This window comes from Kribbella sp. NPDC051936, from assembly GCF_040680955.1.
Taxonomy (GTDB): Bacteria; Actinomycetota; Actinomycetes; order Propionibacteriales; family Kribbellaceae; genus Kribbella.
Genome location: NZ_JBFAXS010000017.1, coordinates 70354 through 80361, shown reverse-complemented (window position 1 = coordinate 80361; position 10008 = coordinate 70354). Strand labels below are relative to the sequence as shown.

Annotated in this window: 7 protein-coding genes and 1 pseudogene; 4 read left to right on the top strand and 4 right to left on the bottom strand. The window is 68.4% G+C overall.

All coding sequences use genetic code 11. The features are described 5' to 3' along the window. Nucleotides 1-2165: 2165 nt before the first annotated feature. From AB0L64_RS40305 to AB0L64_RS40290, 4 genes are all read left to right on the top strand, one after another. Nucleotides 2166-2744 carry a helix-turn-helix domain-containing protein gene (locus tag AB0L64_RS40305; protein WP_363718252.1) on the top strand — a complete coding sequence of 193 codons (579 nt, stop codon included), beginning with the start codon at nucleotides 2166-2168 and terminating at the stop codon, nucleotides 2742-2744. A 66-nt stretch (nucleotides 2745-2810) separates the two neighbouring features. Continuing rightward, on the top strand, nucleotides 2811-3392 hold the full coding sequence (locus tag AB0L64_RS40300) for a dihydrofolate reductase family protein (protein WP_363718251.1): 582 nt from the start codon (nucleotides 2811-2813) through the stop codon (nucleotides 3390-3392). A gap of 137 nt (nucleotides 3393-3529) precedes the next feature. After that, entirely contained in the window at nucleotides 3530-4123 is a 594-nt protein-coding gene (locus tag AB0L64_RS40295) for a hypothetical protein (protein WP_363718250.1), read from the top strand. Between the two features lie 50 nt (nucleotides 4124-4173). After that, nucleotides 4174-4653 carry an AAA family ATPase gene (locus tag AB0L64_RS40290; RefSeq protein WP_363718249.1) on the top strand — a complete coding sequence of 160 codons (480 nt, stop codon included), beginning with the start codon at nucleotides 4174-4176 and terminating at the stop codon, nucleotides 4651-4653. Here AB0L64_RS40290 and AB0L64_RS40285 read toward each other — a convergent pair whose 3' ends face one another. From AB0L64_RS40285 to AB0L64_RS40270, 4 genes and pseudogenes are all read right to left on the bottom strand, one after another. Continuing rightward, nucleotides 4654-5304, bottom strand: coding sequence for a hypothetical protein (locus tag AB0L64_RS40285; RefSeq protein ID WP_355485960.1), 651 nt, complete (start codon nucleotides 5302-5304; stop codon nucleotides 4654-4656). A gap of 287 nt (nucleotides 5305-5591) precedes the next feature. Continuing rightward, on the bottom strand, nucleotides 5592-7391 hold the full coding sequence (locus AB0L64_RS40280) for a glycoside hydrolase family 76 protein (RefSeq protein ID WP_363718248.1): 1800 nt from the start codon (nucleotides 7389-7391) through the stop codon (nucleotides 5592-5594). A 2-nt stretch (nucleotides 7392-7393) separates the two neighbouring features. Continuing rightward, entirely contained in the window at nucleotides 7394-9535 is a 2142-nt protein-coding gene (locus AB0L64_RS40275; RefSeq protein WP_363718247.1) for an AbfB domain-containing protein, read from the bottom strand. A gap of 133 nt (nucleotides 9536-9668) precedes the next feature. Beyond that, nucleotides 9669-9779: pseudogene (locus tag AB0L64_RS40270) on the bottom strand (sugar-binding domain-containing protein); the annotation flags it as partial. Nucleotides 9780-10008: the final 229 nt, after the last annotated feature.

The following is a 10008-nucleotide window of genomic DNA, read 5'->3' as shown; positions in this document are numbered from 1 at the left end:
CTGCGACCGGGAGGTCGTGGGAGAGTAGGACGCCGCCGGACATTCACACTGTTAAGGGCCACCCCACACCGGGGTGGCCCTTAACATTTTGCACAGAACAGACGGCCTTCTGCAGTCAGTCGGCGGTGCAGACAGATCGCCGTGCAGACCGTTGGCCGTGCAGACAGCTGGTCGCGCGGACCGTTGGCTGTGCAGACACGTGGCGGCGCCGGCACGCGCCTCCGCGGGCATGACCGCGCGGCATCAGCCTGCAGCTGCACGACCTCTCAGCTCCACACGCCGGTGAGCCGGCCGCTCGCACAGATCCGCTCGCGCATATCCGGTCGCGCATATCCGGTCGCGCACTGACCACACACGACGCGGCGGTCGCGCCCGTCACGCCACAACTCGCCAGCACCACGCTCCTGCCTCGCGCGACGGTCGAGCCCGCGCCTCGTACACCCACGCTCACGCGCCGTCCGCGTACGGCGCAGCGGCCCGCGGCACCGGCGGCAGCTGCTTCGGTGACGTCGTCCCACAGCGCCATGTCTTGCCTTGTTCGACATTCGAAGCGGCGGTTCGTACACGCACGCTCACGCGACGGTTGAGTCAGCAGGTCGTACACTCCCGCTCACGCGATGGCCACGTACGACGCGGCGGCCGCGCCTGTCGTCCCACAGCACGATGTCTCGCCTTGCTCGACACTCAAGCCGGCTCGTACACGCACGCTCGTGCGCTGACCACATACGATGCGGCGGCGATGCTCGTCGTGCCACAACCGGGCAGCACCGCGTTCCTGCCTCGTGCGACGGTCGAGCCCGGCGCCTTACGCATGTGCTCACACGCGTCGACCACGTACGAGGTAGCAGCCGTGCTCGTCGTCCCACAGAACGACGTTCCTAGCTCGTTCCACACTCGAGTCGGCGGCTCGTACACACACGCTCACGCGCCGACGACGTACGACGCCGCGGCCGTGGCTGTCGTCCCACAGCACGATGTCCTGCTTTGCTCGACACTCGAGGCGGCTCGTACACGCACGCCCATGCGTCGACCACGTATGACGCGGCAGCAGGACCTTCCTGCCGCACCATGACCTTCCTGCCTCGGGCGACGGTCGAGCTGGCGGCTGATTCGCGTGGTGTCGGGCGGGTCGACCACGCGGTGCCCGTCGTGCTGCAGCGCGGGCGCAGGACCTTCCTGGCTCGCACGGTGTCGAGTTGGCCGCTCATACGCATCTGCTTGCGCGCTGCGCGGAGCCGCGAGCGTAGTTGCTCCTACGGGTCTGTCCTCGCGCGGTGGGAGGTTGCATGGCGAGCCTGCTTGGCGGGAGTGCCTGTGTACGGCCCTGGTCATGCACGGCCGGAGCGTCCATGGCGGGCTCAGTACGTTGGGCTGTGTACGGCGGGGCACGTCCGGCGGGGCACGTCCGGCGGGGCACGTCCGGCGGGGCACGTCCGGCGGGGCATGCGTGGCGGGGTCTGTCTGTGCGGGGCCCTGTCCCCGCGTGGCCGGAGCATGGGCGGCTGTTGTAGGCACGGCTGGAGAACCAGGTGCCGTGCGGCGAGCCGGCCGATTATGTGCGGCGGGCGATGGGATCCGTTCGCGGGTGGCCTGGTCGTGTGTGGACGGCGCCGCTTTCCGGCGGAATCGGCTGGCCGGAGTGAGCGAGGTCGGCCGCGTTGCTGGCCTTCCTGGTCGGTGAGTTACTGAGGGTGTGCGGGCTGTTCGCGATGTGCGGTGGCTGTGAGGGGGCTGCCGGAGTAGGCGCAGTGGTGCGTGGCAGGGGCGTGTAGGGAGGGCGGAGCGCGGCCGGGCTGGCGTGGGTTGGTTTCCGGGTAAGTCGGCTGGTGCGGGAGCGAGGTCATCGGCTGGTTGTGATGTGTGGTGGGCTCGGGGGGTGGTTAGGGGTCTGGGATGCTGTGGGGGTGGAGTATGTGTCCAGGGTGCCGCGGTCGCCGTTGGATGGGGTGATTGACGACCTTTACTACCTGGAGGGAGCGGCGCCGTACGCTCGGTTGACGTTGCCGGCGGCGCCGGTGGGGCTGCTTGTTGTCAATCTTGGGGCGGCGTTTCAGATTCGCGGTGGGGGCGATGTCGCGACGGGCGAGTAAGCCGATGGGTGCGTGATTACCGTGCCTACCCGAGCGTGGGACTTCGGGTATCCGCCGCAGACGCGGTCTGTCGGGGTGCATTTCAAGCCCTGGGGGCTGGCGCCGTTTCTGGCGATGCCTGCGGCCGAGCTGTGTGATCGGCCAGTGACGGTGGAGCAGGTTTGGGGGCGGTCCGCGGTTGCGGAGCTGCAGGATCGGTTGGTCGCGGCGGGGCGACCGGACGAGATGTTGACGGTGCTCGAAGACGAGCTGATGCGGCGGCTTTGCGAGACTGCCGGCCTGGGGCTGGTTCGCCATACGAGCAACGTCATCGCGGCGACCGGCGGGGCGGGGGCTGTTGGCGGTCTGAGTGAGGCAGTTGGTGTCAGTAGTACTCATCTGGCGCAGCGGTTCAAGGAAGTCATCGGGGTCACGCCGAAGCGGCTGGCCCGCACCCACCGCTTCGCGGCCGCGGTGCTGACGATCAACCCTGCCGAATCGATCGACTGGAGCGATCTCGCCGCCGGCGCAGGCTACTTCGACCAGGCCCACTTCGGTCACGAGTTTCAGGCATTCACCGGGCTCACGCCGACGCGGTACATCGAAGTCCGGCGGCAGTTCCTGCGTGAGCATCCCGGCCACGCGCTGGACGGCTGGCCGCTTCCGGCCGATTGATTTCTTACAAGAGCGACGGCGCGCGAGACGCTAGTTTGAGGGCACCCCACAGCGGAGGAGAGCCCGATGGGCAAGGTGGTCATGTATGCCTCGGTATCGGTCGACGGCTTCATAGCCGACGAGAACGACCAGCCCGGACCGCTGTTCGACTGGTTGCTCGGCGGTGACGTGCCGTTGGACGACGGCGGTGTCGTGAAGGTGTCGCAGGCGTCCTACGACTACGTCCGGCCGTACTGGGACCAGATCGGGGTGACAGTCGCCGGTCGCCACGTGTTCGACATAACGGACGGCTGGGACGGGAAGCCTCCGAGCGGGATCGACCATGTGGTGGTCGTGACGCACCGGCCGGCGCCCGAGGGCTGGGACCCCAATGCGCCGTTCCACTTTGTCGACGGCGTCGAGGCGGCCGTGGCCAAGGCTCAGGAGCTTGCCGGTGACCGCATCGTCGAGGTCGCCGCCGGTGATGTCGGTGGCCAGGCGCTCGCCGCGGGGCTGGTCGACGAGGTGCGCATGGACGTCGTACCCGTCGTGTTCGGGTCCGGCAAACGCTACTTCGGGTCGGTCGAGGGGCAGCACCTGTTGGAGGATGCTGAGACGATGATTCAGGGCAGCCGGGTGCTTCATCTGCGCTATCCGGTACGCCGCTGACCGGCCGCGCCGACTCGAAAGGGCAAACGGATCGGACGACCTGCTGGGTGTGGTGGCGGCGGCGTTTCGGGTGCGGCGGGAGTTCTTCGGTCGCCGGGTGAAGCTCAACACGATCATCGATCTGAAGAGCGGTCTCTGTGGCGAGTGGCCGTGGTCTGGGCGACCGGGACATCCGGCGGGTGGAGAGCACGATCGGTGCGATCAAGGCCGAGCATCCGCAGGTGGAGGTCTGCGTGTGCCTCGGGCTGCTGAAGGAGGGGCAGGCCGAGCGGCTGCGCTACGCGTACAGCCACAACCTGAACACGAGCGAGGAGCGGTACGGCGAGATCTGTACGACGCACACCTGGACCGGGTGGATACGGTACGGCGGGCGCCGCGACGGCGGACTGTCGCCGTGTTCGGGCACGATCCTCGGGACGGGCGAGACGGACGAGGAGATCGTCGATCTGGCGTTCGCGCTCCAGCGGCTGGATCCGGACTCGGTGCCGGTGAACTTCCTGATCCCGTTCGCGGGGACGCCACTGGAGGGGCGCTGGGAGCTGACGCCGGAGCGGTGTCTGCGGATCCTGGCGCTGTTCCGGTTCTGCTTCCCCGACGTCGAGGTCCGGCTGGCGGGTGGGCGGGAGATTCATCTGCGCGGGATGCAGGTGCTGGCGTTGCATGTGGCGCCGGCTTCACGGTGGAGGGCCTGGAGGAGTCGACGTCGCCCGCGGCACGGCACGATCTGGTGACGTTGAGATATCGCGGCGCGGGCAGTCCCGCGGCCGAATAGGCTCTGCAGATGGCTGGGATGGTGTTGATCGTGGGATTGCCGGGCGCCGGCAAGACGTCGTTGGCGCGACGGCTCGAGGAGGAGCGGAAGGCTCTGCGTTTGACGCCGGACGAGTGGATGGACGCCCTGTTCCACACGAACGAGTTCGAAAGGCGGCGCTGGGTGCTGGAGTCCGAGCTGTTCTGGGGCGTCGCGGCGAGGGCGCTCGAACTCGAGGTGAACGTGATCCTCGACTACGGCTGCTGGTCGAGGGAGGAGCGGGACCTGTTCCGGACCCGGGCGCAGGATCTCGGCGCGAGCGCGGAGATCATCGTCCTCGATCTGCCGTTCGACGTGCTGTGGGAGCGTATCGAGCGACGCAACGCGGATCTGCAGGCCGGGACGTTCGCGATCAGCCGGGAGGAACTCACGGAGTGGAGCGCCAGGTACGAGCGGCCGACAGCCGACGAGCTCGCACACTGGGACCTTCAAGCCGTGGTGACGGACTAGCTATTCCTCAGGGGCGATGCCGACGAGTGCGGCCGCGGCGCAGATGTGTACCGGCGTCAGGTCGACGGGGGAGACGGGCGCCTGCAGCAAGGTGCCGCGCTCGTACGGCGTGAGCGTGATGTCGATGCCCGGCGCGCCGGCCACCATGCCCCGCACGTACGTGAGCCAGCCCATCATCGGGATGCCGCGGCGGAACACCCCGGCCGCCGCGGCGAGCTCGGTGTCGGCGATGCTCGCCCACTGCGGCTCCCAGATCGTGACGACCGCGCGCAGCACCTGGGCGAAACGCTCCGACTGCTGCAACGCGTCCTCGTCGCTCCAGTGCAGCGTGAGCTGATCCGAGACGGTCGTCATCGTGCCGCCCATCGACAGGTCGAACAGCCACGGCAGCTCGCCGGTGCTCTGCAGATGCAACCGGGTCGTGCTCGTACCGTTCGCGAGGACCTTCGTCGTGGCCTCGACCATCTCCTGCAACGGCGTCGAGCCGTCGGCCTCGAGGACGTGGTATCCCCAGCGCTCGTCCTGCGTCCAGTTGTGGACGTCGGGGAACGCCACGGCCACCGCGGTCAGGGTGCGGCCGACGCGGAGCGCGCGGTGCTCGACGGACTCGTCACGATGCGGCCATTGGGCGCGCAGCAGCCACGATGCCATTCACGCCCTCCGATCGTGAGGCGGCCGACCCGGCGCAGGCGACGCCGTACCGGATGCTGACGCGGTGCCGAACGGTGACACGGTGCCGGGCGGTGACACAATGCCGGATGCAGGTGACGGTACGCCGCCAGACGACCGCTTGACCAGAGCTCCGCCTACTCGGTGTGAGCAGACGCGGCGCCTCTCCGGAACAGTCACCGGAACAGTCTGCTGCACCCCTTGGTGCAGGGGCAGCACCGGGGTCCGATTTTGGTAACCTCACAGCGAAATCTGGACAAGTGTCAAGCTCAGTCCGCCGGAGTCGCCGCCACCAGCGCCCCGAGAGCGCTCGCCTGCGTGCGCCAATCACGCGCTCCGCCGCCCGTCCAGCGTTGACCGAGACGGTTCAGCGAGTCCCGGTCGTTCTGCCAGATGGAGTCGGCCTGCCGCTGGGCATAGGTCCGGTACGACGCGTCGCCGGTCGAGTCCGCCAGGTCCATCAGGTACCGCATGAAGATGCCCTTGAACTGTTTCTGGTTGTCGTCGCAGGTGCCGCCGGGGTCGCAGCTCTCCGTGAGAATGCCACCAGGGCTGAGCGAGGACATGGCCGCGTCCCCGAGCCGACGGGCTGTTGCGAGGAGGGAGCTGTCGCCGGTCGCCCGCCACAGCTCGAGCGCACCGCCGATCGCCAGGCCCTGGTTGTACGTCCACACGGTCTGGCCGTTGTTCGTGCACGCACCGGTGATGCCGTCGTTGACAAGGTTCGACGAGTTGATCATCCCGCTGCCGACGAACCAGCTCCACGCGGTGGTGGCCCGCTGCAACCACGCGGTGTCGCCGGCCAGCCGGTTGTGCAGTGCCGCGGTCAGCCGGATGTACAGGCCGTTCGTCACCGCGTTCTTGTAGGTGCGCTCGCGGTCCCACCAGACTCCGCCGCCGCACGTCCCCGTGTCCCAGTAGCCTTCGACGTAGTTGGCGATGCTGACAGCCATGTCCAGATATCGACGGTCGCCGGTCAGGTCGTACGCCTCGATCCACGCGAGGAACCACCACTCGGTGTCGTCGATCGCGCGACTGATGAAGTTCCCCTCGAGCGCGTCGCCGCTCTTCTCGCCGGCCGGAAACACGCCCTTGTTCTTCTCGAACACCTCGTTCACGATCCAGCGCAGATCGGTACGACGGGTGCGCTGCTGATAATCCATCAGCGTGGTGAAAGCCACCGCGGAGTTCCACCAACTCGACAGCCACCACGCCGTGTGCGGCTGGTACGAGTACATCAACGCGTCGGCAGCCGCGCCGGGCCGATCGGTCGCCGGCCGCGCCCACGCCGTACAGCTGCCGTTCTGGCCTTCGACGGCTCGGCCGCACGCGCGGATCGCGCCGCCGTACAGCTTCGAGAGTGGATCGGCAGTGGCGTAAAGGCGGGTTGCGGTGGACGAGCCGGACGTGACGCTCGTGCGACCGAGTGACGAGCCGCCGGGCCAGGACGCGCCTTCGTTCCACGAGCGATCCAGCCAGATCTCGTCGCCGGCGGCGCCGTTCTCGATCACGCCCCACGCCATCCCGCGATTGTCGATATGCAGCGAGATCCGCCGGTTGGACAGCGTGGTCGACGGCACCGGCTGGTTGTCGCCGGACGGGCCGGTGCTGCCGTCACACGCCGCCGCGCAGACCGCGGTGTGAACCCACGCGGTGCAGTCGACGCCCGCCGCGTCGCCGCAGGCGCGAATCAGGCCGCGCCGATGCCCGGCCGGATCGGCGAGGTTGTACATGAGCGTGCGCGTGCCGGTCCACCCCGACGGGATCGAGGCCTTGCCGAGCAGACCGTCCCAGGTCGCGCCGCCGTCCCAGCTTCGGTCCAGCCAGACCGCGTCGTTGGTCGTCCCGCCGTCGATGCTGCCCCACGCCATCGCGTCCTTGTCGGACACGTGCAGTACGACGTGTCGCCCGTTGATCAGCTTCTCCGGTACGGGGAATGTCTCCTCCTGTGCCTTCGACGGATCGAGTGTGTCGCAGGAGACCGAGCAGACCTGCGCGGCGAGCGGCTGCTGCGCGTCAGCCGGAGGAGCAGGTGTCAGCACGAGGGCGAGGGTCAGCAGGATGCGCATGGTCAGCCTCCGAGTCCGGGCTGGTCGACCCACGTCGTGTCGGCGTCGTACGAGCCGCCGCCGTCCCACGCGTTCGCGCCGCCGACGGTGGCGATGTAGACCAGCTCGCTCGCGTGCCGGACGTAGTACGTCGGGTAGTTGATCGACTGCAGTGACACATTGCCGGTGCCGCCCGCTCGTGGAGGCTGCGCACAGAACGTGGCGTCCTTGCGGAAGGTGTCCGTCCCGTCGTTCGGCGCCTTCTGCAGCCGGTAGTTGCTGTGCCGGAGGAACTGGCCGGGGAAGTTGACCGATTCGAGCGAGTAGCAACTGCTCTCGGCCAGGCCGGCGCGGATCACGAAGCTCGCGTCCTGCCGGTCCGTGAGCGACGAGCCGGCGGTGATCACGTCGGTCCGCGCCAGCCCGTCGCGATGCCGGAGTACGCGATCGGTGTACCCGGCCGTCGTCACACGGAACGTGCGGGTCTGGCCGACCGCGAGGTCCGCGCCGCTGCGCCACCAGGCGGGGACGAGGTTCCAGGTCGCGTCGTCGCGGTAGGAGCCGCCGGTGTCGGTGTCCAGCCAGACCTCGGAGTTGCGGTGGCGAAGGTAGTACCCGGGCCGGGCGGCCGACTCCAGCGACGTACCGCCGCCGCTCAGCCCGGGGCGCGTGCAGAACGTCGCGTCCGCCGCGGCGGGGTTGGCTTCCTTGTAGATCCGGAGGTCGCGCTGGCGCAGGTACTGGCCGGGGAAATTGCGCGACTCGAAGGAGTAGCAGCTGCTGTTGGACAGTCCGGGCCGGACCCAGAAGGTCGCGTCCTGCTTGAGCGTCTGGTTGCTGCCGGCATCGACCACCTCGGTGTTCGCCACGCCGTCGATGTGCCTCAGATAGCGGTTCGTGTACGTCGGGGTGGTGACCCGGAACGAGACCAGCTTGCCGAGCGGAAGCGTCGTACCGTTGGCAGCGGCAAGCACCTGCTGGTTGACGGCCCGCACGCGCGCGAAGTCCATCTTCCGCACCTGGCGGTCGTAGGTGTAGAACCCGTTGATCTCGTCCTCGACGTCGGTCGGCTCGGTGTAGACCGAACCGGACAGACCGGATCCGGTGATCAGATCCGGCAGCTGGCTCGTGATCTGCACGTACCTGGTGGTCAGCGCGTCGCTCGTGGGCAGCATCTCGTACGCGAAGCTGTTGCCGCTCGGCCACTCGTGCCCGGCGACGTGCAGGCCGAGCCCGCCGTACTCGCCGAGCTGCAGCACGCGCGTCGTCGACGGCGCCCGCGCGACGCCCGGACCGACGTACAGGTGGTCGTCGATGATGTCGCCGTTGCCGGGATCCGGATCGGAGTCGCAGCAGTTCGAGCCGGAGTTGTGGTTGACCAGGCGGCTCGGGTCGAGGCTCTTCACGAGGCCGGCGATCCGCCCGGCCTGGAACTCGCCCCAGCCTTCGTTGAACGGGATCCACTGCACGATCGACGTGATCTGTTTGTGGTTGTCGACCATCCGCCGCAGTTCGGATTCGTACCGTGCCTCGCCGGTCGTGGAGGCGTTGCGGCCCGCGACCAGCGACGGCATGTCCTGCCACACCATCAGCCCGAGCTTGTCGGCCCAGTAGAACCAGCGGGCCGACTCGACCTTGATGTGCTTGCGGACCATGTTGAAGCCGAGCGCCTTCTGCTGCTCGAGGTCGAACCGCAAGGCCTCATCGGTCGGCGCGGTGTAGAGACCGTCCGGCCAGAAGCCCTGGTCGAGCGTGCCGAGCGCGTAGACGAACTTGCCGTTGAGCGTCGGTCGCAGGAAGCCGCCGACCATCGCCTTGCCGACCGAGCGCATGCCGAAGTACCCGCCGACGGAGTCGTTGCCCATCGTCACGCGCAGGTCGTACAGGAACGGGTCGTCGGGCGACCACAGGCGCGCGTTCGGTACGGCGATCCGGAACTGCGTGCCGCTGACGCCGTCGGCCTCGCCGACGACCTGACCGCCGGACAGCACCTGCGCGTGGACGGATTGTCCTGGCGAGGAGCCTCGCACGGTGAGATCCAGGCCGGCCGCCGCGACGTTCGGGATCGTGTCGAGCCGGGTGATCCAGGTGGACTGCGTCGGCTCCAGCCAGACGGTCTGCCAGATCCCCGACGACGGCGTGTACCAGATGCCGCCGCGGTTCACGCGTTGCTTCCCGAGCGGAATGTCCTCGGTGTCGACCGGTGCCCAGACGCCGACGACGATGTCGTTGCTGCCGGCGCAACGCCGAGGTGATGTCGTACGAGAACGCGTCGTACCCGCCCTCGTGGATGCCGAGCAGCGTGCCGTTCACCCAGACCTTCGACTGCCACATCACCGCACCGAAGTTGAGCTGCACGTGGCGTCCCGACCAGCTCGCCGGGACGGTGAAGGTGCGCTTGTAGTACATCCGGTTCTCATGGCGCTGGATCCCGGACAGCGCCGACTCGATGGGGTAGGGGACCAGCACCTCCTCGGGCAGCGTCCCGGTCGGCGGATTGTTCAGATCGCTGGTCGGTGCGAACTGCCAGACGCCGTTGAGGCTCTGCCAGTCGGTCCGCGTCAGCTGCGGCCGCGGGTACTCCGGGAGCGGGTCGGTCACCGACACCTGATTGGTCCACGGTGTCGTCAACGGCGGC

What these genes read in the sequence shown, in the direction of transcription:
- AB0L64_RS40300 (WP_363718251.1), top strand. Translation starts at nt 2,811, where the DNA reads ATGGGCAAGGTGGTCATGTATGCCTCGGTATCGGTCGACGGCTTCATA.
- AB0L64_RS40290 (WP_363718249.1), top strand. Translation starts at nt 4,174, where the DNA reads ATGGCTGGGATGGTGTTGATCGTGGGATTGCCGGGCGCCGGCAAGACG.
- AB0L64_RS40285 (WP_355485960.1), bottom strand. Translation starts at nt 5,304, where the DNA reads ATGGCATCGTGGCTGCTGCGCGCCCAATGGCCGCATCGTGACGAGTCC.
- AB0L64_RS40280 (WP_363718248.1), bottom strand. Translation starts at nt 7,391, where the DNA reads ATGCGCATCCTGCTGACCCTCGCCCTCGTGCTGACACCTGCTCCTCCG.